The sequence below is a fragment of the Streptomyces sp. KL2 genome (assembly GCF_046529545.1).
GTDB classification, from domain to species: domain Bacteria; phylum Actinomycetota; class Actinomycetes; order Streptomycetales; family Streptomycetaceae; genus Streptomyces; species Streptomyces radiopugnans.
The window spans coordinates 386,705-410,986 of the sequence record NZ_CP127170.1 but is presented as its reverse complement, the minus strand read 5'-3'; the positions used below and the strand labels follow the sequence as shown (position 1 = coordinate 410,986).

The 24,282-nt window shown below is 74.7% G+C and carries 18 protein-coding genes, 1 tRNA gene and 1 riboswitch; of the genes, 11 read left to right on the top strand and 8 right to left on the bottom strand.

From position 1 onward, the window contains the following. Positions 1-43 precede the first annotated feature (43 nt). Positions 44-1,489 (top strand): DNA polymerase IV, encoded by a 1,446-nt coding sequence (locus QPK52_RS01930; protein WP_410535135.1) that lies wholly within the window; start codon positions 44-46, stop codon positions 1,487-1,489. Here QPK52_RS01930 and QPK52_RS01925 read toward each other — a convergent pair. Further along, positions 1,405-1,782 (bottom strand): PRC-barrel domain-containing protein, encoded by a 378-nt coding sequence (locus QPK52_RS01925; RefSeq protein ID WP_093658531.1) that lies wholly within the window; start codon positions 1,780-1,782, stop codon positions 1,405-1,407. The two genes, QPK52_RS01930 and QPK52_RS01925, sit on opposite strands and share 85 nt — an antisense overlap. 159 nt (positions 1,783-1,941) lie before the next feature. Further along, positions 1,942-2,039, top strand: a riboswitch (glycine riboswitch). Between the two features lie 183 nt (positions 2,040-2,222). On the opposite strand from QPK52_RS01925, the gene gcvP reads away from it, so the two are divergent. Continuing rightward, entirely contained in the window at positions 2,223-5,129 is a 2,907-nt protein-coding gene (gcvP, locus tag QPK52_RS01920; protein ID WP_410535134.1) for an aminomethyl-transferring glycine dehydrogenase, read from the top strand. Between the two features lie 108 nt (positions 5,130-5,237). Here gcvP and QPK52_RS01915 read toward each other — a convergent pair whose 3' ends face one another. Together QPK52_RS01915 and QPK52_RS01910 are read right to left on the bottom strand one after the other, a co-directional pair. Further along, positions 5,238-5,444, bottom strand: coding sequence for a DUF5999 family protein (locus QPK52_RS01915; protein WP_410540161.1), 207 nt, complete (start codon positions 5,442-5,444; stop codon positions 5,238-5,240). Between the two features lie 319 nt (positions 5,445-5,763). Beyond that, complete coding sequence (locus QPK52_RS01910) at positions 5,764-6,354, bottom strand: hypothetical protein (protein ID WP_410535133.1); 591 nt, start codon at positions 6,352-6,354, stop codon at positions 5,764-5,766. Positions 6,355-6,884: 530 nt separating this feature from the next. Between QPK52_RS01910 and QPK52_RS01905 the strand changes: the two genes are divergently transcribed. Further along, the gene (locus QPK52_RS01905; protein ID WP_410535132.1) at positions 6,885-8,381 is read left to right on the top strand and encodes a glutamate--cysteine ligase; all 1,497 of its coding nucleotides are present in this window, start codon (positions 6,885-6,887) and stop codon (positions 8,379-8,381) included. Between the two features lie 242 nt (positions 8,382-8,623). Further along, the gene (locus tag QPK52_RS01900; RefSeq protein ID WP_410535131.1) at positions 8,624-9,403 is read left to right on the top strand and encodes a CPBP family intramembrane glutamic endopeptidase; all 780 of its coding nucleotides are present in this window, start codon (positions 8,624-8,626) and stop codon (positions 9,401-9,403) included. Positions 9,404-9,454: 51 nt separating this feature from the next. On the opposite strand, the gene QPK52_RS01895 is transcribed toward QPK52_RS01900, so the two are convergent. Continuing rightward, positions 9,455-10,276, bottom strand: coding sequence for a PhzF family phenazine biosynthesis protein (locus QPK52_RS01895; RefSeq protein ID WP_410535130.1), 822 nt, complete (start codon positions 10,274-10,276; stop codon positions 9,455-9,457). 333 nt (positions 10,277-10,609) lie between these two features. On the opposite strand from QPK52_RS01895, the gene selA reads away from it, so the two are divergent. The 4 genes from selA (at position 10,610) to QPK52_RS01875 (ending at position 15,009) form a co-directional block, all read left to right on the top strand. Further along, positions 10,610-12,001 (top strand): L-seryl-tRNA(Sec) selenium transferase, encoded by a 1,392-nt coding sequence (gene selA, locus QPK52_RS01890; protein WP_410535128.1) that lies wholly within the window; start codon positions 10,610-10,612, stop codon positions 11,999-12,001. Between the two features lie 8 nt (positions 12,002-12,009). Continuing rightward, complete coding sequence (locus QPK52_RS01885; protein WP_410540160.1) at positions 12,010-13,815, top strand: SelB C-terminal domain-containing protein; 1,806 nt, start codon at positions 12,010-12,012, stop codon at positions 13,813-13,815. 125 nt (positions 13,816-13,940) lie between these two features. Continuing rightward, the gene (locus tag QPK52_RS01880) at positions 13,941-14,348 is read left to right on the top strand and encodes a hypothetical protein (RefSeq protein WP_410535126.1); all 408 of its coding nucleotides are present in this window, start codon (positions 13,941-13,943) and stop codon (positions 14,346-14,348) included. A 100-nt stretch (positions 14,349-14,448) separates the two neighbouring features. Then, positions 14,449-15,009 (top strand): DoxX family protein, encoded by a 561-nt coding sequence (locus tag QPK52_RS01875; protein ID WP_410535125.1) that lies wholly within the window; start codon positions 14,449-14,451, stop codon positions 15,007-15,009. Between the two features lie 217 nt (positions 15,010-15,226). Here QPK52_RS01875 and QPK52_RS01870 read toward each other — a convergent pair. Next, positions 15,227-15,319, bottom strand: a tRNA-Sec gene (locus QPK52_RS01870). A gap of 148 nt (positions 15,320-15,467) precedes the next feature. Here QPK52_RS01870 and selD point away from each other — a divergent pair. After that, positions 15,468-16,523 carry a selenide, water dikinase SelD gene (selD, locus tag QPK52_RS01865; RefSeq protein WP_410535124.1) on the top strand — a complete coding sequence of 352 codons (1,056 nt, stop codon included), beginning with the start codon at positions 15,468-15,470 and terminating at the stop codon, positions 16,521-16,523. Between the two features lie 41 nt (positions 16,524-16,564). Here the strand turns inward: selD and fdh are convergent, their stop codons facing one another. The 3 genes from fdh to QPK52_RS01850 all read right to left on the bottom strand — a co-directional run bounded on the left by fdh (position 16,565) and on the right by QPK52_RS01850 (position 22,187). After that, the gene (gene fdh, locus QPK52_RS01860; protein WP_410535123.1) at positions 16,565-19,828 is read right to left on the bottom strand and encodes a formate dehydrogenase; all 3,264 of its coding nucleotides are present in this window, start codon (positions 19,826-19,828) and stop codon (positions 16,565-16,567) included. A gap of 143 nt (positions 19,829-19,971) precedes the next feature. After that, entirely contained in the window at positions 19,972-21,132 is a 1,161-nt protein-coding gene (gene nrfD, locus QPK52_RS01855) for an NrfD/PsrC family molybdoenzyme membrane anchor subunit (protein WP_410535122.1), read from the bottom strand. Beyond that, on the bottom strand, positions 21,129-22,187 hold the full coding sequence (locus tag QPK52_RS01850; protein WP_410535121.1) for a 4Fe-4S dicluster domain-containing protein: 1,059 nt from the start codon (positions 22,185-22,187) through the stop codon (positions 21,129-21,131). The genes nrfD and QPK52_RS01850 overlap by 4 nt, the downstream gene beginning before the upstream one ends. Before the next feature lie 201 nt (positions 22,188-22,388). Between QPK52_RS01850 and QPK52_RS01845 the strand changes: the two genes are divergently transcribed. Then, on the top strand, positions 22,389-23,009 hold the full coding sequence (locus tag QPK52_RS01845; RefSeq protein ID WP_410535120.1) for a peptidase: 621 nt from the start codon (positions 22,389-22,391) through the stop codon (positions 23,007-23,009). 31 nt (positions 23,010-23,040) lie between these two features. Continuing rightward, the gene (locus QPK52_RS01840) at positions 23,041-24,132 is read left to right on the top strand and encodes an EamA family transporter (RefSeq protein ID WP_410535118.1); all 1,092 of its coding nucleotides are present in this window, start codon (positions 23,041-23,043) and stop codon (positions 24,130-24,132) included. Positions 24,133-24,282: the final 150 nt, after the last annotated feature.

Genomic DNA, 24,282 nt, shown 5'->3' with positions numbered 1-24,282 from the left:
GCCGCGGTCGCCCCTGTCAGTGGCGTAGGGCAGCATCACGGGTGTGAGAGGGACACCGACGGTCCTGCACCTGGACATGGACGCCTTCTACGCCGCCGTGGAGCAGGCGGCCAAGCCCAGTCTGCGCGGAAAGCCCGTGATCGTCGGTGGTCTCGGGCCGCGCGGTGTGGTCGCCACCGCCTCCTACGAGGCCCGCGTCTTCGGGGTGCACTCGGCGATGCCGATGGCCCAGGCCCGCCGCCTGTGTCCGAACGCCGCCTATCTCACCCCCCGTTTCGGGCTCTACCGCCGCGTCAGCGAAGTGGTGATGGGGCTGCTGCGCGAGCTGTCGCCGCTGGTGGAGCCGCTCAGCCTGGACGAGGCGTTCGTGGACCTCCAGGCGGGCGGGGCGGGAGGAGGGGCGGGGCAGTGGTCGGCCGGCGCCGCCCGCGCCGTCGGCGAACGGCTGCGCCGGGACATCCGCGCCGCCACCGGGCTCAGCGGTTCGGTGGGACTGGCCGGGTCCAAGATGCTCGCCAAGATCGCCTCCGAGCAGGCCAAGCCCGACGGGCTGGTGGTGATCCCGCCGGGCAGCGAGCGGGCGCTGCTGGCGCCGATGCCGGTGCGCACGCTGCCCGGCGTCGGGCCCGCCACCGCCCAGACCCTGCGCAGGGCGGGGATAGCCACCGTCGGCGAGATCGCCGAGGCGGGGGAGGCGGAGCTGGTGCGGCTGCTGGGCCGGGCGCACGGCGGAGCGCTGTACGCGATGGCGCAGGGGATCGACGAGCGGCCGGTGGTCGCCGAGCGCGACGCCAAGTCGGTCTCGGTCGAGGACACCTTCGACACCGATCTCACCGACCGCGCGCGGATCCACGCGGAGGTCGCGCGGCTGGCCGACCGCTGCGTCGCGCGGCTGCGGGCCGCGGGGCGCTCCGGGCGCACGGTGGTGGTCAAGGTCCGCAGCTACGACTTCTCCACGCTCACCCGCTCCGAGACGCTGCGCGGCCCGACCGACGACCCCGCGGTGGTGAGGGAGGCCGCCGCCCGGCTCGTCGAGGGCGTGGACACCACCGCCGGGGTGCGGTTGCTGGGGGTCGGGGTGAGCGGGCTGGCCGACTTCACCCAGGAGGATCTGTTCGCCCAGACCGGCGCGGCCGGGCTGCCCGGCGCCCGGCCTCCGGAGCCCGCTCCGCCCCCGGTGGCGGGCGGAGCGGGCTCCGGGAGGGAAACGGAGGTGGTACGGCACTGGCTGCCCGGTCTGGACGTACGGCACGCGCGGTACGGGCCGGGCTGGGTGCAGGGCAGCGGCCTGGGGCGGGTCACGGTGCGGTTCGAGCGGCCCGGATCGCCGCCGGGCCGGGTGCGCACCTTCGCGGTCGACGATCCGGGGCTGGAGCCCTCCGAGCCGCTCCCGCCGTGGGACGGTCAGGTCTCGGAGCCCGCGATCCGCCCGAACGTCATGTCGTCGTCGGAGGCGGGCGCGCCGGCGCCGGGCACGCCCAGCCCGTAGTGGCGGTAGAGCTGCAGTTCCTGCTCGGGGGAGAGGTGGCGGCCCACGCCGAAGTCCGGCGCCTCCTTCACCAGGGAGCGCTCGAAGGGCACCTTCAGCGTCCCCTCCACCACCTCGCTGGGCTCCAGCGGGACGAAGGCGTCGCGGCTGAAGAGCCCGGTGCGCACCGCCGCCCATTCGGGGACGCCGGTGGCGTCGTCGAGGTACACCTCGTCCACGGTCCCTATCTTCTGCCCGGCGCTGTCGAAAGCCTTGAGGCCTATCAGATTCCGCGGGTCGATGTCGGTCTGCACGGCGGTCCCTCCAACTCCTCGCACGAAGAGGCGCCTGCTCGCAAACAGTCGCCACAAACAACGAAACGGCACATTCGGCGCGTCGGCCACTCGGGCAGGGCGGCGAGGGCCGCGGCCGGGCCGGTGCCACCGGGCGCTGGTAGGCTCTGAAGTGGCTGTTGACCCCGAGCGGGAGAGTCCTCCGGTGACAGTGCCGGAGGCGCCGAAGGAGCAAATCCTCCCCGGAATCTCTCAGGCTCACGTACCGCGCGGGCGAGGTCACTCTGGAAAGCAGGGCGGGCCGCGACGGACGACGCCGCAGCCCCTCCTCACCGACGGTGAAAACCGGGCCGCGGACGTGGGCCGGTGAAGCTCTCAGGTCGCGATGACAGAGGGGGAGGCCGTCCGGGCACCCGCGCCACGGTGCCCCTCGCAGGTCGCGCAGACCAGGAGGCCTCCAGATGACAGCAGACCGCACTCCTCCCGCCACCTCCCTCGCGGAGCTGGAGCGGGGCACTCCCTTCGAGGAGCGGCACATCGGCCCCGACGCCGGTGAGCAGGCCAAGATGCTCGCGCAGGTCGGCTACGGATCGCTGGACGAGCTGGCCGCCGCCGCCGTACCCGAGGTGATCAAGAGCACCGAGGCGCTGGACCTGCCCGCCGCCCGCAGCGAGGCGGAGGTCCTGGCCGAGCTGCGCTCCCTGGCCGGGCGCAACCAGGTGCTGCACTCCATGATCGGCCTGGGTTACCACGGCACCTTCACTCCGCCGGTCATCCTGCGCAACGTCATGGAGAACCCCGCCTGGTACACGGCCTACACCCCGTACCAGCCGGAGATCTCGCAGGGGCGCCTGGAGGCGCTGCTGAACTTCCAGACCGTGGTCGCGGACCTGACCGGGCTGCCCACCTCCGGCGCCTCGCTGCTGGACGAGGGCACCGCGGCGGCCGAGGCCATGGCGCTGTCCCGGCGTGTCGGCAAGGTCAAGCAGGGCGTCTTCCTGGTCGACGCCGACTGCCTGCCGCAGACCATCGCCGTGATCGAGACCCGCGCCGAGCCCACCGGGGTGGAGGTCGTCGTAGCCGACCTGTCCGGCGGCATCCCCGCCGAGGCCGCCGAACGCGGTGTCTTCGGCGTGCTGCTGCAGTACCCGGGCGCCTCCGGTGCCGTGCGCGACCTGCGCGGCGTGATCGAGGAGGCGCACGGGCTGGGCGCGGTCGTCACCGTCGCCGCCGATCTGCTCGCCCTCACCCTGCTGACCTCCCCCGGCGAGCTGGGCGCCGACATCGCGGTGGGGTCCAGCCAGCGCTTCGGCGTGCCGATGGGCTTCGGCGGACCGCACGCCGGGTTCATGGCGGTGCGGGAGAAGTTCGCGCGCAGCCTGCCCGGCCGCCTGGTGGGTGTCTCGGTGGACGCCGACGGCGCCAGGGCCTACCGCCTGGCCCTGCAGACCCGGGAGCAGCACATCCGCCGGGAGAAGGCCACCAGCAACATCTGCACCGCCCAGGTGCTGCTCGCCGTGATGGCGGGGATGTACGCCGTCTACCACGGCCCCGACGGGCTGGCCGCCATCGCCCGCCGCACCCACCGCTACGCCGCCGCCCTCGCCCAGGGGCTGCGCGAGGGCGGGGTCGAGGTAGTCCACGACACGTTCTTCGACACCGTCACCGCACGGGTGCCCGGCCGGGCCGCCGAGGTCGTCGCCGCCGCCCGCGAGGCCGGGGTCAACCTGCGCCTGACCGACGCCGACCACGTCGGCATCGCCTGCGACGAGACCACCGGGCGCGCGCAGCTCGCCGCCGTGTGGGGCGCCTTCGGGGTGGAGTCCGGGGCCGGGGACGCCGAGGCGCTGGACGAGGCCGCCGGAGAGGTGCTGCCCGCCTCCCTGCTGCGCACCGACGAGTACCTGACCCACCCGGTCTTCCACCGGCACCGCTCCGAGACGTCGATGCTGCGCTACCTGCGCCGCCTGGCCGACCGGGACTACGCGCTGGACCGCGGCATGATCCCGCTGGGCTCGTGCACCATGAAGCTCAACGCCACCACCGAGATGGAACCGGTCACCTGGCCGGAGTTCGGCGCACTGCACCCCTTCGCGCCCGCCGAGCAGGCCGAGGGCTATCTGACGCTGATCCGCGAGCTGGAGGAGCGGCTGGCCGAGATCACCGGCTACGACAAGGTCTCCATCCAGCCCAACGCCGGCTCCCAGGGCGAGCTGGCGGGCCTGCTGGCGGTACGGGCGTACCACCGGGCGAACGGAGAGGCCGGCCGTACCGTCTGCCTGATCCCGTCCTCCGCGCACGGCACCAACGCCGCGAGCGCCGTGATGGCCGGGATGAGGGTCGTCGTCGTCAGGACCGGCGAGAACGGCGACGTGGACGTCGAGGACCTGCGGGCCAAGATCGACGAGCACCGCGAGGAGCTGGCGGTGCTGATGGTCACCTACCCCTCCACCCACGGTGTGTTCGAGGAGCACATCACCGACATCTGCGCGGCCGTGCACGAGGCCGGCGGCCAGGTCTACGTGGACGGGGCCAACCTCAACGCGCTGGTGGGCCTGGCCAAGCCGGGGAAGTTCGGCGCGGACGTCTCCCACCTGAACCTGCACAAGACCTTCTGCATCCCGCACGGCGGCGGCGGCCCGGGCGTCGGACCGGTGGCCGTCCGCTCCCACCTCGCGCCGTACCTGCCCAACCACCCGCTCCAGCCCGCCGCCGGCCCCGAGACGGGTGTGGGGCCGATCTCGGCGGCGCCCTGGGGCTCGGCGGGCATCCTGCCGATCTCATGGGCGTATGTGCGGCTGATGGGCGCCGAGGGGCTGCGCCGCGCCACCCAGGTGGCCGTGCTCGGCGCCAACTACGTCGCCAAGCGGCTGGAGCCGCACTACCCGGTGCTCTACACCGGCCCGGGCGGTCTGGTGGCCCACGAGTGCATCATCGACGTCCGCCCGCTGACCAAGGCCACCGGCGTCAGCATCGACGACGTGGCCAAGCGGCTGATCGACTACGGCTTCCACGCCCCGACGATGTCCTTCCCCGTGGCGGGGACGCTGATGATCGAGCCCACCGAGAGCGAGGACCTGGCGGAGCTGGACCGCTTCTGCGACGCGATGATCGCGATCCGGGCCGAGATCGAGAAGGTCGCCTCGGGGGAGTGGGACGCGCAGGACAACCCGCTGCGCAACGCCCCGCACACCGCCGCGCATCTCGCCGGTGCGTGGGAGCACCCGTACGGGCGCGAGGAGGCGGCGTTCCCGGCCGGCGTCGTGGCCGCCGACAAGTACTGGCCGCCGGTGCGGCGCATCGACGGCGCCTACGGCGACCGCAACCTGGTCTGCTCCTGCCCCCCGATGGACGAGTACGACGGCTGAGCCGCGCCCGGCCGGCGCCGGGTGCCGACAGGGGACGGGCCCCCTGCCCGCGCGGGCAGGGGGCCCGTCCCCTGTGCGGTCGTGCTGCGGCGCGGTGCCCGCCCGCCGTCAGGCGGCGGTCGTGACGTGCTCGGCGCCGAGCGGCCGGTGCGGCGCGATGATCTGCCCGTCGGGCAGCAGTTCGCCGGTGTCCTCGAAGAGCAGGACGCCGTTGCACAGCAGGCTCCAGCCCTGCTCCGGATGGTGCGCCACGAGATGGGCGGCCTCCCGGTCGGTGGAGTCGGCTGACGGGCAGGGCGGTTGGTGCTGACACATGGTGGGGTTCTTTCGCTGCGATGTGGTGGTGCTGCGGTTGGATGCGTGCTTCATGGCCGCCCCCGTGTCTCTCGGTCGATCCCCCCAGTGTTGTCCCGCGGCCGGGATTCCGCAGGGATTTCGCCGCGGCTCTCCTCACGTTCCGATGACGGGCTCCCCGGGAGGCGGTTGCCCGGCCCAGAACCATCCGTTCGGGTGATGTCGGGGCCGTGGACGACCAGTCATGCGAGAGGGCGTGAGCGACGGTGGTGCCCCGAGGCCGTCCGGCCTCGGGGCACCACCGTCGCTCACGCCCGCCGCCGGGCCGCGCCGTCGCGGATCAGGCGGGCGCGCCCAGCAGGGGTGGGGGCCCCAGCCGCCGGGTCAGCAGCGGCAGCAGGCCGTCGACGCGGTGCGGCCGGTGCGCCGCGATCCCGGGCGGGGCCGGAGCGAGCGGCACCAGCAGATCGGCCGGGGCGGGCGAGCCGTCGGCGGCGTCGGCCTCCGTGTCGGCGTGCAGCCACAGCGTCAGCATGTAGAGCTCCGGCACCGACAGCAGACGCGGCTGGTACGTCGCCGGCAGCGTCTCGGCGCGGCGCAGGGCGGTCTCGGCGGAGGCGACGAACGGCCCCCCGCAGAAGTGGGAGAACGTCCAGCCGTCCGCCGTGAGCATCGCGTCGGCGGCGCCCGCCACGCCGTGCGCGTCCCGCAGCAGGAAGCGCCAGCCGGTCAGCCTGGTGCGGGGCGGCCCGGCGGATGCGGTGATCCCGTCCAGCACGTGGAGCGGCAGGGAGAGGTCCGGGCGCACCGAGCCCGCCCGGGCCCGGAGGCCGGGAGGGGCGGTGTCGCCTCGAAGGCCGGCGGGAGAACCGAGGGCCGCGTGCACACTGCGCAGAGCGGGTGCCGGGGCCGGTTGGACACGCAGGGGCATGGTGGGTCGCCTCTCAATCGGAGACACGGTGGTGCTCAGCTGCTGGCGCGGACGGCGCTGTCGGCGTACGGAAGGGCCGTGAAGAAGAAGGCCGGAAATGAGGGAGACGGCGGATGCGCGCCCATCGTCGGGTCGCGTCTCAGCCGCTTTCGTGGAGTTTATACGAAGGTTGTTCAGAGGGTGTTTCGGCTAGCTGTCCCGCATGTTACCGGCAAGAGGTCATCCGGACATTTTCCAGCGGTGTTCCATCTGCGAGTCCTCGGATGGGCGACCGCTGACCTGGAAAGCGGCTGACTATGCGGTCGTCCGTATCTTTTCGCTATTCCCTGCGGGCGGGGCCCGCAAGGCCGATGTCGGCGGGAGGACGCCGGCGAACCGGCGGCGCCGACGTATCCCCGACGTATGACATGGGAATGTGCCCCGTGAAAGCCTGGGTCCAGCTTACCGGATCCTCACTGTCGCACGGGGCGTTATCTCTCGCATCCGCGGGGCATCATCCGGTCACGGTTCACTCGAGGAGGGACGCATCGATGGGCGAGAAGGTCGAGGCCAGCGGGTTCGCCCTGTCCGACCGCCAGCGATACCGGGACAAGCTCCAGCGGTGCCTCCAGGGGCTGCGGCGGCTGCTGGACGAGCAGCGCTTCGACCGCCCCCGTGATCTCATGGGACTGGAGATCGAACTGAACCTCGCGGACGCCGAGGGGATGCCCCGGATGATGAACACGCAGGTACTGGAACGCATTGCGAGCCGGGATTTCCAGACGGAATTGGGGCAGTTCAATCTCGAGGTGAACATCCTTCCGCACCGGCTGTCCGGACGGGTGCTGGACCAGCTCGCCGAGGAGCTGCGCACCGGTCTGGCCTATGCCGACCGCAAAGCGGCCGAGGTCGACGCGCGCATTGTGATGATCGGTATTCTGCCGACACTCACGGGAGACGACCTGGTATCGGCGAACCTCACCGCCGCGGACCGCTACACCCTGCTGAACGACCAGATCATGGCCATCCGGGGCGAGGAGGTCGTCCTGGACATCGAGGGCGTGGAACACCTGAGGTACGCCTCGTCCTCCATAGCCCCGGAGGCCGCCTGCACCTCCGTGCAGCTCCATCTGCAGGTCACCCCCGGCCGCTTCGCCGACGTGTGGAACGCCGCCCAGGCCGTCTCGGCCGTCCAGGTCGCCGTGGGGGCCAACTCGCCCTTCCTCTTCGGCCGCGAGCTGTGGAGGGAGTCCCGCCCCCCGCTCTTCCTCCAGGCCACCGACACCAGGCAGCCGGAGCTGATCGCCCAGGGGGTGCGGCCGCGGACCTGGTTCGGCGAGCGGTGGATCTCCTCGGCCTACGAGCTGTTCGAGGAGAACAGCCGCTACTTCCCGCCGCTGCTGCCCGTCTGCGAGGACGAGGAACCGCTGGAGGTGCTGGACGCCGGAGGCATCCCCTCGCTGGCCGAGATGACGCTGCTCAACGGCACCGTCTACCGCTGGAACCGGCCCGTGTACGGCGTCGCCGACGGGGTGCCGCACCTGCGCGTGGAGAACCGGGTGCTGCCGGCCGGCCCCACCGTCACCGACGTACTGGCCAACACCGCCCTCTACTACGGCCTGGTGCGCGCACTGGCCGACGACCCGCGCCCGGTGTGGAACCGGATGCCGTTCTCCGCCGCCGCCGAGAACTTCGACGCCGCCTGCCGCCACGGCATGGACGCCCGGCTGTGGTGGCCCCGCCCCGGCCGCGGCGGGGAGCTGTCGGCGGTACCGGTGGACCGGCTGGTGCTGGAGGAGCTGCTGCCCATGGCCGCCCGGGGCCTGGACGTCTGGGGCATCGAGCCCGGTGACCGGGACCGCTATCTGTCGGTCGTCGAGGAACGCTGCCGCCGCCGGGTCAACGGGGCGTCCTGGCAGGCCGACGCCTACCACCGGGCCCTGGAGGGCGGACTGGACCGGGAGAAGGCGCTGGCGGCGACGGTGCGGCGCTACTGCGAGCTGGTGCGCACCGGGGAGCCGGTGCACGGCTGGCCGGCCGGCCCGTAAGGCCGCGGCGGCCCGGAAGCGCTTCCGGACCCGTGCCCCACACCCCGAACCCCGCCTCCCCCGTCCTTCGCAGGGCCCGCCGCCGGAGGGCGGGAGCGGTGGGGCAAGCTGTGTCGTTCCATGTCCGGGGACGGACGAACGGCACAGCGGGAGGCGGAGTGCGAGCGGGAGTGCGCGACGAGGAACACGGACCGGGGCGCGGACGGGAGCCGGAGCCGGGGGGCGGAGACGGTACGCCGGGCATGCGGGTGCTGGGCCGCGAGACGCTGCTCGTGCTGGCGCTGTCGCTCGGCGCGAGCGCCCTGTCGGCGCTCATCAGCTTCATCGGGGCGCTGACCCGGCCCGGCGGCCTGAAGGACCAGGCGGCCCGGCTCAACGGCTCGTACGCCCCCGACCGGCCCTGGCTGGACCTGGCCTGGCAGTTGTTCGGCATCGCCACCGCTCTGGTGCCGGTCCTGCTCGTCGCCCACCTTCTGACGCGCGAGGGGCCGGAGAAGCCGGGAGGCGGCACCGGAAGCGGGCCGGGGCTGGGCAGGATCGGCTTCGACCTGCGCCGCCCCTGGTCCGACCTGGGCCGGGGCGCGGTGGTCGCGGCCGGGATCGGGGGCAGCGGTCTGCTGCTCTACCTCGGAGCGCGGGCGAGCGGCTTCAACCTCACGGTGGTGCCCGAATCGCTGCCGGACGTGTGGTGGAAGATCCCGGTGCTGATCGCCTCGGCGATCCAGAACTCCGTGGTGGAGGAGGTCATCGTCGTCGGCTACCTGCTGCGCAGGCTCGGCCAGTTGGGCTGGAGCCCGGCGGCGGCGCTGGCGGCCAGTTCGCTGCTGCGCGGGTCGTACCACCTCTACCAGGGGATCGGCGGGTTCGTCGGCAACGTGGTGATGGGGGTGATCTTCGTGTGGCTGTACCGGCGGTGGGGGCGGGTCGGCCCGCTGGTCGCCGCGCACGCCCTGATCGACATCGTGGCGTTCGTCGGGTACGCGCTGCTGGCGGGCCGGGTGGACTGGCTGCCCACGGGCTGACGGCCGCCCGCGGCCCGCCCCGTCCGGTGGTACGGCGACGAGCGCGCCGGCTCACGGTCCGGCGAGCAGCTCCCCGTCGATGACGGTCACGGCCTCCCCCGTCAGCAGGGTGCGGTCGCCGCGCAGGGTGGTGCGCACCAGGCCGGTGCGGGCCGACGCCTGGAGACCGGTGAGGCGGTCGCGGCCCAGCCGGCCCGACCACAGGGGCGCGAGCGCGGTGTGCGCGCTGCCGGTGACCGGATCCTCGTCGACGCCGACGGCCGGGCCGAAGAAGCGCGACACGTAGTCGTACGCCCCGCCCTCGTCCGAGGCCCGCGCGGTGACGATGACGCCCCGGTGGCTCAGCCGTGCCACGGCGGCCAGGTCGGGGGCCAGGGTGCGCACGGTCTTCTCGTCGGCCACCTCGACCAGCAGGTCGCCGACGTTGGGCCCGGTGTCGTGGGCGGAGAGCACATCGGCGCCCAGGGCCGCGCGGACGTCCTCGCCCACGGGGATCTCGGTGAGCGGAGCGGTGGGGAAGTCCAGGGTGATCGAGCCGTCGGCGGCCGCCTCGGCGGTGAGGATGCCGCTGCGGGTGGCGAACCGGACGGTGCCGGCCGCCGCGCCGGTGGAGCGCAGCACATGGGCGGTGGCGAGCGTGGCGTGGCCGCAGAGGTTGACCTCGGTGACGGGGGTGAACCAGCGCAGTGCCCAGTCGGCCTCGGGGCTCTCGGGCAGTGGGCGGGCGTAGGCGGTCTCGGAGAGATTGACCTCGGCGGCGAGCCGCTGGAGCCGGTCGTCACCGGGGAACGGCCCGGAGTCCAGGAGCACGACGGCGGCGGGGTTGCCCGCGAAGGGCCGGCCGGTGAAGGCGTCGACGATACGAATCCTCATGATCGGCAGCCTAGAAGGCGCGGACGGCACCGGCCACGGCCGACGGCGGTCGGGTGGTCCGCCGGTACCCGGTTGCCGGGTGACCCGGAGGCCCCCGGAGACGGCTGCGAGGACTGACCGGGCGAGGGGCGGGCACGCGCCAGGACGCGGCGCGCGGCGGTGCGGCACCACGGTGCCGGGCGGTCGCGCGCCTATCCTGGCCGACGCCCCGCGCCACGCCGGAGACCGCCGCCGTCCGCCCGCAGCCGCGCCGCGCGTACGGACGGGCGGCGCCGGACGGACGGCGGCCGGCCGGGCCCGTACCCGTACCGCGTCCCACCAGGAGGCCACCGGATGGACCGCGACACCGCGACGGCGGACGCACAGGCCGCGGACACGCATACCGGGAAGGCCCCCCCGGCCGACGCGCGCCGCCGGCTCCCCCGTACGGACGTGGTGCTCTCCGACCCCAGGTTGACCGGGGCCGCCCGGCGCCTGGGGCGCGCACCGGTGAAGTCCGCGGTCGTGCGGGCCCTGGAGCGCGCCCGGAGCGGTGAGATCCCCCCGGAGTCCGTCGCCGACGCCGCGGCCGCGGCGCTGCCTCCGACGGCCGGGGGGCTGCGCCCGGTGGTCAACGCCACCGGCGTGCTGCTCCACACCAACCTGGGCCGGGCGCCGCTGTCGCAGGCCGCCAGGGAGGCGGTGGACGCCGCCTGCGGCCCCACCGACGTGGAACTCGACCTGGCCACCGGCGCCCGCTCCCGGCGCGGCGCCTCCGCCCTGGACGCCCTGCGCGAGGCGGTGCCGCACGCCGAGGCCGCCCATGTGGTCAACAACGGCGCCGCCGCCCTCGTCCTGGCCGCGACCGCGCTCGCGGCGGGGAAGGAGATCGTCGTCAGCCGGGGCGAGATGGTCGAGATCGGCGACGGCTTCCGCCTGCCCGACCTGCTGGTGTCCACCGGGGCCCGGCTGCGCGAGGTCGGCACCACCAACCGCACCCGTGCCGAGGACTACGAGGCGGCGATCGGCCCCGACACCGGTTTCGTGCTGAAGGTGCACCCCTCCAACTTCCGCATCACCGGCTTCACCCGATCGGCCTCCGTCGCCGAGCTGGCCCGGCTCTGCCCTCCCGGTGTCCCCGTCGTCGCCGACATCGGCTCCGGGCTGCTGCGCCCCGAACCGGTGCTTCCGGACGAGCCGGACGCCTCCGGCTGGCTGCGCGCGGGCGCGTCCCTGGTCACCGCCAGCGGCGACAAACTGCTCGGCGGCCCGCAGTGCGGCCTGCTCCTGGGCCGGGCCGGCCTGGTGCGGAGCCTGGCCCGCCACCCGCTGGCCCGCGCGCTGCGGGTGGACAAAATGACGCTGGCGGCGCTGGAGGCCACGCTGCGGGGCCCCGCCACCCCCGTCCGCACCATGCTCCACGCCGACCCCGGGGACCTGCGGGCACGCGCCGATCGCCTCGCCGCCGAACTGCGCGGCGCGGACGTCGACGCCCGCGCCGTGGACAGCGAGGCCGCCGTCGGCGGGGGAGGGGCGCCCGGCGTCACCCTGCCCAGCGCGGCGGTGGCGCTGCCCGAGGAGTACGCCGGGCCCCTGCGGCTGGGCGAGCCCGCCGTCCTGGGGCGGGTGGAGGGCGGGCGCTGCCTGGTCGACCTGCGCACCGTCCCGCCGGAGCGGGACGCGGATGTGGCGGAGGCCGTACGGCGGGCGGCCAAGACCGCCGCGAACGGCCGGGGAGAGGGGTGAGCGGGGACGTGCACGTCATCGCCACCGCCGGCCACGTCGACCACGGCAAGTCGACCCTCGTACGCGCGCTGACCGGCATGGAGCCCGACCGATGGGAGGAGGAGCGCCGCCGCGGCCTCACCCTCGACCTGGGCTTCGTGTGGACGTCCCTGCCCGGGGCCGGACAGGTCGCCTTCGTCGACGTGCCCGGCCACGAGAAACTGGTCGGCAACATGCTGGCCGGAGTCGGGCCCGTGCCCGCCGTCCTGATCGCCGTCGCCGCCGACCAGGGCTGGCAGCCGCAGTCCGAGGAGCACCTCGCCGTCCTGGACGCGCTGCGGGTGCGGCACGGCGTACTCGCCGTCACCCGCGCAGATCTCGCCGACCCCGGCCCGGTCCGCGACGACGCGCTCGCCAGGATCGCCGAGACCTCACTGGGCAAGGTCGAGGCCGTGCCCGTCAGCGCCGTCACCGGCGCGGGACTGGACGAGCTGCGCGCCGCCCTGGTCCGGCTGACCGCCGCGCTGCCCGGACCCGACCGGGCCGCCGACGTACGTCTGTGGGTGGACCGCTCCTTCACCGTGCGCGGCCGCGGCACCGTGGTGACCGGCACCCTCGCCGCGGGCACGATCCGCACCGGCGACCGCCTAGCCCTCGCCTCCGACGGCCGGGCGGTGGTCCGTGTACGCGGACTGCAGTCCCTCAAGGAGGACCGCGAGGAGGTGGGCGCGGTCGCCCGCGTCGCGGTCAACGTGCACGGCGCCGGGGCCGAGGCGCTGCGGCGCGGCGAGGCCCTGCTCACCCCGGGCCGCTGGCTCACCACCGGCCTGCTGGACGTACGGCTGCACGGCGACCCGGCGGCCGACCTGCCCCGGCATCTGGTGCTGCACGTCGGCTCCGCCGCCGTCCCCGCCGCCGTACGGCCGCTGGGGACGGAGACCGCGCGCCTGACCCTGGAGCGCCCGCTGCCGCTGCGGGTGGGCGACACGGCGCTGCTGCGGGATCCCGGGCGGCACCGGATCCCCGCCGGGATCACCGTGCTCGACGTCCGCCCGCCCCGGCTGGAGCGGCGCGGCGCGGGACGGGCCAGGGCCCGCGAGCTGGAGACGGCCACCGGCGCACCGGACGGCGCGGCCCAGGTGCGGCGCCGGGGACTGGTACGGGGCGCCGAACTGCTGGCGATGGGGGTGCGCCCCCCGTACGAACCCGTCGCCGGGGACTGGCTCGCCGACCCCGGCCACTGGGCCGGGCTGCGGCGCGCGCTGGTGCGGGCGGTGGAGGAGCACGCGGCCCGGCAGCCGATGGGCCCGGGGCTGCCCGCCGAGGCCGCCCGCCGCGCCCTCGGCCTTCCCGAACGCGCCCTCGTCCGTGCCCTGGTGGACGCCGCGCCCCGGCCGTCCCTGGAGTACCGCGACGGCCGGATCTACGGCAGCGCCGCACGGCCCCGGTTGCCGCCCCGGGTGCGCAAGGCGGTGGACGCCGTGCGCGCCGAGCTGGGCACCGCACCCTTCCGCGCCCCTGAGGCGCACCGGCTGGCGGAACTCGGCCTCACCCCTGACGCGGTCGCCGCCGCCGTCGCCGCGGGCGAGCTGCTCCGGGTCGGCGACGGGATCGTGCTGCTGCCCGGCGCCGACACCCGGGCCGCCGGACTGCTGGCCCGGCTGGAGCAGCCCTTCACCACCAGCGAGGCGCGCCGCGCCCTGGACACCACGCGCCGGGTCGTGATCCCCCTGCTGGAGCACCTGGACGCGCGCGGTCTGACGGTCCGCCTGGACAACACCCGGCGGCGTTGCGGACCTCCGGCCGGCCGGGCGGCCGGCGCACCGGGCGGCTGACGCACCGGGCGGCGGTACCCGGTGCGCCGGCGGGAGGGGAGCGGAACGCACCGTGCCGCCCCGCCGGCCGCGCCTGCCCACTACGCTCCCTGCGCGAAGCATCAGTGCGAGGAGGGGGCCTGCCGATGTCCGACCACCACCCCGACCACCGGCCCGGCGACGCCATCGGCGGGAGAACCGGTACGCGTGCGCGCAGGCTCATCAACGACGGGGACCCCCGCGTCGTGGCGGTCGAACGGCAACTGGGCCCGGAACTGGTCGAGCCGCTCCCCCCGGAGCGGCTGCGCTACCTCGCGGCCCTGGCCGTCGCCGTGTGCGACGAGCACGGCGACCGCGGCCGGTCCGTACGGCGCGGGGAGCGCACCGGGCTCGGGGAACGCACCCGTTCGGCCCACTCGGAGCGCAGCCGTGCCACCCGTGCGCTCGCGGGCGTCCTGGCGGGGGTGATCCTGATCCTGCTGCTGGTCCTGGCCGTCTCGGTGGTCGCCGCGGTGGCAGCCGCCGCCCTCGCCCTGTGGCGGGCCGTGCTGTGAACCCGGGCCGCGGCTGCCCCGAACGGGCCCGGGAAGTGGTGGGAGAACCGGGCAGGGGTGAGGCTGGGGAGGGCGACCTGACCCCGGAGAGGTGATCTTCATGCCCGTGCCCCCGATCGACCGCGGCGACCTGGGACTGCTCGTCCTCAGAGCGGGCACGGGCGGTGTCCTGTTCGCGCACGGCGCCCAGAAGCTCTTCGGCTGGTTCGGCGGGCACGGCCTGGAGGGCACCCGGGAGGCGATGGAGTACATGGGCTTCACTCCCGGCAGGACCAGCGCGCTCGCCGCCGGGCTGGCCGAGGCCGGCGGCGGCGTGCTGCTGGCCCTGGGTCTGGCCACGCCGGCCGCGGGAGCGGCGGTCGCGGGGACCATGACGGGTGCGGTGTCGGTCCACGCCCCGGCGGGCTTCTTCGTCACCGAGGGCGGCTACGAGTACCCGGCCTTCCTGGGGTTCGTCGCCACCTGCCTGAGCATCACCGGCCCGGGTCGCCACTCACTGGACCACGCGCTGGGCCACCGCCTCAACCGCCCCTGGGTGATGGCGGCCGCCTTCGCGGCGAGCACGGCGGCGGCCGCCGCCGTCCTGCGCCGCCGGGCGGGCGCGCTCGGCAGCGGACCGGAGCAGGCGACGCCTCCCGGTGCGGGACCCCTGCCGGACTGACGGCGCCGGAACCGCTCCTGAGCGGGCGTCCGGGACAGGGCACGGAGAGCCGGTGCCAGTGGCATGGGGGGCGCTCGGTGGTCCGTACCGCCGAGAGGGGGCCCTTCCGACGGCGGCCCGTGCGGCCGGCCGCCGCCGCATCCTGCCTGCCGTCCTACCGGTGGGTCCTGGAGAACCGTGCCGCGGGCCCGGCCGAGCGGCTTGGGAAGGCGGCCGGCGGAGGCGGATGGGAATCGAACCCACCTGCCCGAGATCCTCGGGCACCTCGGTTTTGAAGACCGGGAGGGCCACCAGGCACCCTTACGCCTCCATGCCGCCGGGGCACTGGTGCCCCGGACGTGGATCATCCAAACGCCGGGGCTCGGAGGGAGTCAATCTCCTCCCCCGGCGTTTCGGCCGGTGGCGGCGGGGCAGTCAGTGCCGCGACGCCCGGCACGGGCCGGTGAGAGGGGACCGTGATGTACACCCGGAACGAGACGGACGTCCACCGCAACAGCGGCGCGGTGGACGCGCCCGTACGGCTGACCCGGTACGCGCACGGCGGCGGCTGCGCCTGCAAGATCCCGCCCGGCGAACTCGAGGACGCCGTGGCCGGGCTGACGGGGATCCGGCCCGCGGCCGAGCCCGCCGGCGAACTGCTGGTCGGGCTGGACACCGGCGACGACGCGGCCGCCGTACGCCTGCCCGGGCCGGGGGGAGGGCCCGCCGTCGTCGTCACCGCCGACTTCTTCACCCCCGTGGTGGACGACCCCTACCACTGGGGGCGCATCGCCGCCGCCAACGCGCTGTCGGACGTGTACGCCATGGGCGGCCGTCCCCTGGTGGCGGTGAACCTGCTGGGCTGGCCGCGCGGGAAGCTGCCGTTCGAGCTGGCGCGGGAGGTGCTCAGAGGCGGGCTGGAGGTCGCCGGGCAGGCGGGCTGCCACGTCGGCGGCGGCCACAGCGTCGACGACGTCGAGCCCAAGTACGGCATGGCCGTCACCGGGATCGCCGATCCGGACAGGCTGCTGCGCAACGACGCCGGGCGGCCGGGGGTGCCGCTGTCGCTGACCAAGCCGCTGGGCCTGGGCGTGCTCAACAACCGGCACAAGGCTACCGGCGAGTTCTTCGGGCACGCGGTGGAGACCATGGCGGCCCTCAACCGGGACGCCGCGGAGGCGGCCCTGGCGGCGGGAGCGAGGTGCGCCACGGACGTCACCGGTTTCGGGCTGCTGGGCCACCTGTACAAGATGGCGCGTGCCTCGGGGGTGACCGCCGTGGTGGACTCATCGGCCGTCCCCTATCTGGACGGAGCACGGGAGGCGGTCCGCGACGGCTACGTCAGCGGCGGCACCCGCCGCAACCTCGACTGGGTCGCCCCGCACACCGACTTCGGCTCCGCGGACGAGCACACCCGGCTGCTGCTGGCCGACGCCCAGACCTCCGGCGGTCTGCTGGTGGCGGGGGAGATCCCCGGCGCGCCCGTGATCGGCGAGCTGACCGCGGCCGGCGAGCACGCGCTGGTGATCCGCTGACGGGGCGCCGCCGGCGCGGGCGGGTCCGCGCCGGCGGCACGTCACATCTGCGTACCGGTCTCCTCGGTGATGCCCGCCCGCACCCGGTACTCGCGCACCAGGTCCAGCAGGGCCGGCCCGCGCGGCCTGCGGCCGGGACGGATGTCGCACGCCAGCGCCTTGGTCTCCTGGATGTGCACATTGGGGTCCACGGCCAGGTGGAGCAGTTCGTTGGCGGCGTCCCCGCGCGTGTAGCCGTTGGGTCCCCAGTGGTAGGGGAGCCCGATCTGGTGCAGCGTCCGGCCCTGGACCCGGATCGGCGACATCCGGTCGGTCACCAGCACCCGCGCCTCGATCGCGGTCCGGGCGCTGACCACCGTCGCCCAGCCCAGGTGCTCCAGTCCCCGCTCGGCCGCCAGCTCCGGTGACACCTCGCAGAAGAACTCCGGCTGGAGCTCGGCCAGGTACGGCTGCCAGCGGGACATGCCGCCCGCGGTGTGGTGCTCGGTGAGCCGGTAGGTGGTGACCACGTACGGGAAGACCTCCGAGCCCGGCTCCGCTCCGCTGGGCTGGAACCGGTTGTACGGGTGCCGCACCAGGAACTCCCGCACCGGGTTGCGCTGCTGACCGTAGAAGGGGTTGGTGAACGGCGACTCCTGCGGCTCGTAGTGCGCCGGCAGCGGCCCGTCCATCAGCCCCGTGGGCGCGTACAGCCACGCCTTGCCGTCCGCCTGCATGATGAAGGCGTCCGTGCCCGACAGGGCCTCGGCGCCCCTGGCACCCTCCGGCGGCACATGGTCGGGGGGCCTGGTGACCGGGAAGTCCGGGACGTCGTGGCCGGTCCACTCCCCCCGGTCCGCGTCCCACCACACCAGCGCCTTGCGCTCGCTCCACGGCCTGCCCTCGGGATCGGCCGAGGCGCGGTTGTACAGGATCCGCCGGTTGGCGGGCCACGCCCACGCCCACTCGGGGGCGACCCAGTTCTGCTCGCCGCCCGGCTTGCGGCGGGCCGCCTGGTTGACGCCGTCGGCGTAGACGCCGCAGTAGATCCAGCAGCCGCTGGAGGTGGAGCCGTCGTCCTTCAGCTGGGTGTAGGACGACAGCGGCCTGCCCTCGGCGTCGAAGCCGTTGATCTCGGCGAGCACGGCCTCGGCGTCCGGCTCGGCGGTCTCGCCCCTGACCGGGTAGTCCCAGGCCAGGTCCAGGACGGGGCGGTCCATCTCCTCGGTGGAGCCGGCCAGCTTCCGCCGGATGATCCGGCCCAGGTGGTACATGAACCACAGGTCGCTGCGGGCCTCGCCCTCCGGCTCCACCGCCTGGTAGTGCCACTGGACCATGCGCTGGGTGTTGGTGAAGCTGCCGTCCTTCTCGGTGTGCGAGGCCGCCGGCAGGAAGAACACCTCGGTGTCGATGTCCTCGGTGCGCAGCTCGCCCGACTCGATCTCCGGTCCGTCCTTCCACCAGGTGGCGCTCTCGATCAGGGAGAAGTCCCGCACCACCAGCCAGTCCAGGTTGGCCATGCCCAGCCGCTGCAGCCTGGCGTTGGCCGAGCCGACCGCGGGGTTCTCGCCCATCAGGAAGTAGCCCCGGCACACGCCGTCCAGCTGCTGCTGGATGGTGTCGTAGGTGCTGTGCGAACCGGTCAGGCGCGGCAGGTAGTCGAAGCAGAAGTCGTTGTCCGCGGTCGCCGCGTCCCCCCAGTAGGCCTTGAGCAGGCTCACCATGTAGTCCCGCATGTGGCCCCAGTAGCCCTTGTCCGCCGCCTCGGCCTCGATGAACATGTCGAGGTCCTCGCCGGTGTGGGAGTGCGGCATCGGGATGTACCCGGGCAGCAGGTTGAAGAGCGTCGGGATGTCGCTGGAGCCCTGGATGGAGGCGTGGCCGCGCAGGGCCAGGATGCCGCCGCCCGGCCGCCCCATGTTGCCCAGCAGGGTCTGCAGGATCGCGGCGGCGCGGATGTTCTGGACGCCGGTGGTGTGCTGGGTCCAGCCGACGGCGTAGGCGATCGCCGTGGTGCGGTCCCGGCCCGAGTTCTCGGTGACCAGCTCGCAGACCTTCTCGAAGAGGTCGCGCGGCACCCCGCAGGCCTTCTCCACCATCTCCGGGGTGTAGCGGGAGAAGTGCCGCTTGAGCACCTGGAAGACGCAGCGGGGGTGGGAGAGCGTCTCGTCCCGGTGCGGCACGCCCTCGCCGATGGCGGGCCCGCCGGAGCCGTGGGACTCGCCGCGGGCCTCGTGGGAGATCTCGCTCTCGCTGTCGGTGGTGACCTTCGGGTAGTGCTCCTCCCGGTGGCCGGAGGCCGCCTGCGTCGCCATCCCCTCGTACTGCCAGGTGCTCGCGTCGTAGATCCGCTCCTGCGGATCCAGGCCGGAGAAGACGCCGTCGAGGTCCTCGGTGTCACGGAAGTCCTCCCGCAGGATCACCGGGGCGTTGGTGTACGCCAGGAGGTACTCGCGGAAGTACTTCTCGTTGCTCAGGACGTGGTTGACCAGCCCGCCCAGGAACGCGACGTCACTGCCCGCGCGCAACGGCACGTGCACGTCGGACATGGCGCTGGTGCGGGTGAAGCGCGGATCGACGTGGATCACCTTCGCGCCGCGGGCCCTGGCCTCCATCACCCACTGGAAACCCACCGGGTGGCACTCGGCCATGTTCGAACCCTGGATGACGATGCAGTCCGAGTTCTGCAGGTCCTGCTGGAAGGTGCTGGCGCCGCCGCGCCCGAACGAGGTCCCCAGACTGGGGACCGTGGAGGAGTGTCAAATACGGGCCTGATTCTCGATCTGCACCGCGCCCAGCGCCGTGAACAGCTTCTTGATCAGGTAGTTCTCCTCGTTGTCGAGCGCCGCGCCGCCGAGGTGGGCGAAGCCCATGGTGCGCCGCACCCGCTTGCCCTCGTGCTCCCACTGCCAGCCGGCCCGGCGCGCTTCGATCACCCGGTCGGCGATCATGTCCATCGCCGTGTCCAGGTCCAGCCGCTCCCACTCGGTGCCGCGGGGACGCCGGTACAGGACGTGCTTGGCCCGGGCGGAACCGGTGGTCAGCTGGAGGCTCGCCGACCCCTTGGGGCACAGCCGCCCCCGGGAGACAGGGGAGTCGGGGTCGCCCTCGATCTGGGTGACCTTCCCGTTCTCGACGTAGACGTTCTGGGCGCAGCCGACCGCGCAGTAGGGGCAGATGGACTTCACCACCCTGTCGGCGGTCTCCACCCGCGGTGTCAGGTTCGCGGTGTACTCGCTCCGGGCCGCGGCACCGCGGCCCAGCGGATCGTCACCGGTGAGCTGCCGGTAGACCGGCCAGGAGTTGATCCAGGTTCGGATGCCCACGACTGCCGTCCTCGCTGAACTCGTGCCACTGGTCCTGAGTGCGACCGCCCGTGCCGCCCCCGCCGGGGGACGGCACGGGCCACCCTGTCACCGGCTTTCCGGGGTACCCGGGGCCGCGTCCGCCAAACCGGCCGAACCGGCGTTCACCCCGCCGGTCCACCGTCCTCGCCACCTCCACCGTCCTCGTCGCCTCCGCCGCCCGTTCCGCCGCCGGAAGTCTCGCGGCGGCGCTCCCGGGCCCGGGCCCGCAGCCGTTCGCGCTGGGGCAGGACCGTGTACTTCGGGTCCTCCGCGGAGGCCACGCCCGCCGTGAAGACGCCGAACCGCAGGGCCGCCGAACCGGCCAGCAGGGCCGCGCCCGAGAGGGCCGCGCCCGTCCGGCTGCGCCGTCCGGCCAGCAGCCCGGCGGCCGCGCCGGCCGCGGTGAGGGCCTTCGAGACGCGCATCAGGGCTCCGGGCCTGCCCCGCTCCAGCGGCTCGGCGGCCAGGCCCATACGGCGGGTCATCACCGCGGTGGCGCCCAGTTCGAGCGCGGCCCCGAAGACGGCGGCGCGGCGAGCCGGGCCGGCCTGCTCCACGGGAGCGGCGAGCATGCCCAGCCCGGCCGCCGCGGCGACCCCCGAACCGGTGAAGGCGAACGGCAGTTCGCGGTAGCCCTCGTGCCAGGACGGCACGGCCGTGTCGGCGATCAGCACGGCCGTGTAGGAGGCGACGGCCGGGCCCAGCACCGCCGCTCCGGCGGTGGCCGCGGCGCCGGAGCGCCGGAAGAGGCCGGTCGCCTCGGTGACGGCGGACACCCCGGCGAGCGGACCGTAGGCGGCCAGGAGCCAGGAACCCACGCTCATGGGCGAGGTGGGCTTGGCGACCCGCAGCATGTTGTAGAAGCGCCCGGGGCGCCCCAGGTCGTGGATCAGCGCCACCGTGGAGGCGGAGATGGCCCCCAGCGACCCGATCTTCGCCGACCTGGCCAGGGTGCGGCGCCCGGTGGCGTGCGCCCCGGCGGCCAGCAGCGAGGAGCCCCCGGCCAGCCCGCCCAGGAAGAGGTAGCCCGCGATGTCGAGGGTCTTCCAGGTCGGCCGGTTGAGGATCGGCAGGCCGTAGTACGAGGTGAACTCGGCCTCGGGGACGACCGGCCGCTCCCCGCGCCCGCGCCTGCGGCGGTGCCTGCCGCCGCCCTGGCCGGTCGCGGCCGTCCGGCCGGAGCGCCCGCCGCCGGTCTCCGCTCCTCCGGGGCCGTAGGGGCCGTCGGGGGCGTTCGGTCCTCCGGACCCGGCCTCCGGCACGTTCGGCTCCGGGGCGCTCACCGGCGCCTCCCCGCGAAGCAGGCGGCCACCCCGGCGGCCATCGCCGCCGCCGCCACCGCCGCGTGCCGCCACATCGACGGCAGGTCACGGGTGGTCACCACCGGGTCGGGCGGCAGGCCGTAGGTCTCCGGTTCGTCCAGCAGCAGGAAGAAGGCGCCGTCACCGCCGACGCCGTCGTCGGGGTCCTCGCCGTACAGCCGGGCGTCGGGCACGCCGGCGGCGTGCAGTTGCGCGACCCGGGCGGCGGCCCGCTCCCGCAGTTCGTCCAGCGGGCCGAACTGGATGGAGTCGGTGGGGCACGCCTTGGCGCAGGCCGGCTCCATCCCCGCACCCAGCCGGTCGTAGCACAGGGTGCACTTCCAGGCGCGGCCGTCACCCTTGCGCTGGTCGATCACCCCGTAGGGGCAGGCCGGGACGCAGTAGCCGCAGCCGTTGCAGATGTCCTCCTGGACGACGACGGTGCCGAACTCGGTGCGGAACAGCGAGCCCGTGGGGCACACGTCCAGGCAGGCCGCGTGGGTGCAGTGCTTGCACACGTCCGAGGCCATCAGCCAGCGCAGTTCGGTGCGCCCGTCGGGCGCGAGCGGGGAGACCTCGCCGGCGGGGGCGCCCGGCTCGGCCCCCGTCGGGGCGCCCGGCTCGGGGACCGTGGCGCCCAGGCGCCCCGCGGCGGCGAAGACGTCGAGGTCGCCCATGCCCTCCGTGCCGCCGGCACCGCCCACGGGGCCGTGCGCCACACCGGTCTCCTGGCTCCCCAGTGGTTTGCGCTGCTCGATGAAGGCCACATGCCTCCAGGTGGAGGCGCTCAGCCCCTGGGAGTTGTCGTAGGACATGCCGGTCAGTTCCAGGCCGTCCTCGGGCACGGCGTTCCACTCCTTGCACGCCACCTCGCACGCCTTGCAGCCGATGCAGATCGAGGTGTCGGTGAAGAAGCCCACACGCTGCGGGTGGTCGCGGTGGCCCGCGGCACCCGCCACGTCCGGCTGCGCGCCGTGGAGCAGGCCCCCCGTGGCGGACGGCCCGGTGTCCCCGGTCTGTGCGGCGGTGTCGGTCATGGAGCCACTGTCTCCCTTCCGGTGCACCCGTCGGCGGCTGTGCTGTCCACGGGTCCCCGGAAGACGGCCGGGCGAAACGGGGCCGTCCGTTCCTCCGCCCGGAGAAGGAGGCGGCGGGCCGGGCACCCCGCCTGCGGGGGGACGCGCGAATGGACCTCGGCGCGGATGCCCGGGCGCCGGCGGGGTGATGGGGTGGGGAGCGTGCACAGTCATACGTCCCGCCCGGCCCCGGCCGGGCGGAGACCGGAGGTCTGCGCCGCGCTCGGCCCGGGGCCGGCGGCGGCGCTGTCGAGCGCGCGCCGCCGTGCGGGGCGGGCCGGAGACCGGCATGTCGACACCGCCCATCTGCTGCACGGCCTGGTCGAGTCGGACCAGGCCGTACGCGAGGCCCTGGGCGGTACGGCACGCCTGACGCGGGTCCTCGGCTATCTGGCGCAGCGCAGCATCGGCTACGGGCTGCGCTGGCAGCGGGCGGTGGAGGGCGCGGCGGGGGAGGCCGGGGTCGCCCCGGCCACCGCCCCGGGCGGTGCTCCCGGCTGCTCCCCGGCCGCGGCGGCGGCCCTGGAAGGCGCGCTCCGGCGGGCGCGGGCGCGGGGCGGCGTACGGGTGGAGGGCACGGACCTGCTGGACGCGCTGCTGGCCGATCCGTGCTGCCGGGCGGTGGAGGTGCTGCGCCGCGCGGGTGCCGTCCCCGCTCCCGCCCCCGTCTCCGCGGCCTCCGCCTGCGCACCCGCCTGCGCACCCGCCTCCGATCCCGTGGGAGCGGCTGCGCGGATCGCCGGGGTCCGCCCCCTGCGGCTCTGTCAGGGACGCAGCCGCTGACACTCCTGTCGGGTGCTGCCATGATGGGCCGGTGCATGCCCCGACATCTCCGTCCGCTCCTTCGAGGACGAGCACCGGCCTCACCCTCGCCCTCGTCTCCGCCGTCGCCTTCGGCGGCTCCGGTCCCGCGGCCAAGCCGCTGATCAACGCCGGCCTCGACCCCCTGCACGTCACCTGGCTCAGAGTCGCGGGCGCCGCCGTGGTGCTGCTGCCGCTGGCCTGGCGCCACCGGGGTCTGCTGCGGCGGCGCCCGGCACTGCTGGCCGGGTTCGGGCTGCTGGCCGTCGCGGGCGTGCAGGCGTGCTACTTCGCGGCCATCTCCCGCATCCCGGTGGGGGTCGCCCTGCTGGTGGAGTACCTCGCGCCCGCGCTGGTGCTGGGCTGGGTGCGCTTCGTCCAGCGCCGCCCGGTGAGCCGGGCGGCGGGCGCCGGGGTGGTGCTCGCGGTCGGCGGCCTGGCGTGCGTGGTGGAGATCTGGGCCGGGCTCGGCTTCGACGTCTGGGGGCTGCTGCTGGCGCTGGGAGCCGCCTGCTGCCAGGTCGGGTACTTCGTCCTGTCCGACCACGGGACCGGCGACTCGGGGAAAGGCGGGGCGCCCGATCCCCTGGGGGTCATCGCCTACGGACTGCTCATCGGCGCGCTGGTGCTCACCGCCGTCGCCCGGCCCTGGCAGATGGAGTGGTCGGTGCTGGGCGGGCGGGCCGAGCTGACGGGCGTCTGGTCATCCGGCGCCGGCGTCCAGGTGCCCGCGGCCGTACTGCTGGGCTGGATCGTGCTGGTGGCCACCGTGGCCGCCTATCTGACCGGGGTGGTGTCGGTGCGCAGGCTCTCGCCGCAGGTGGCGGGGGTGGTGGCCTGTCTGGAGGCGGTGGTGGCCACCGTGCTGGCCTGGGTGCTGCTGGACGAGCGGCTGTCGGCGGTCCAGATGTTCGGCGGTGCGGTGGTGCTGGCGGGCGCGTTCATCGCGCAGCGCGCCACTCCCGCGGCGCCGTCCGCCGCGCCGGTCGCGGAGGGCGGCGCGGCCCCGGCCGCGCGGCGGACGGCGGAGGCGGCCGCCGGCGGGACCCCGGGTGAGGGAGGGCACGCGGGGGAGCGGTTGTCGCGGGACGTGCCCGCACCGTAGGGTGCGGACATGCATTCGACCGTGCTGCCCCCGCCCGCCGTCTAGGGCGGGCTGCCGAGGAGTACCGCGCCGGGGCGTCAGCGCCGCCGCGCAGGTCATCGCTGCCCGCGTACGGGACCACATGACAGCTTCCCGACGTACGCGGAGAAC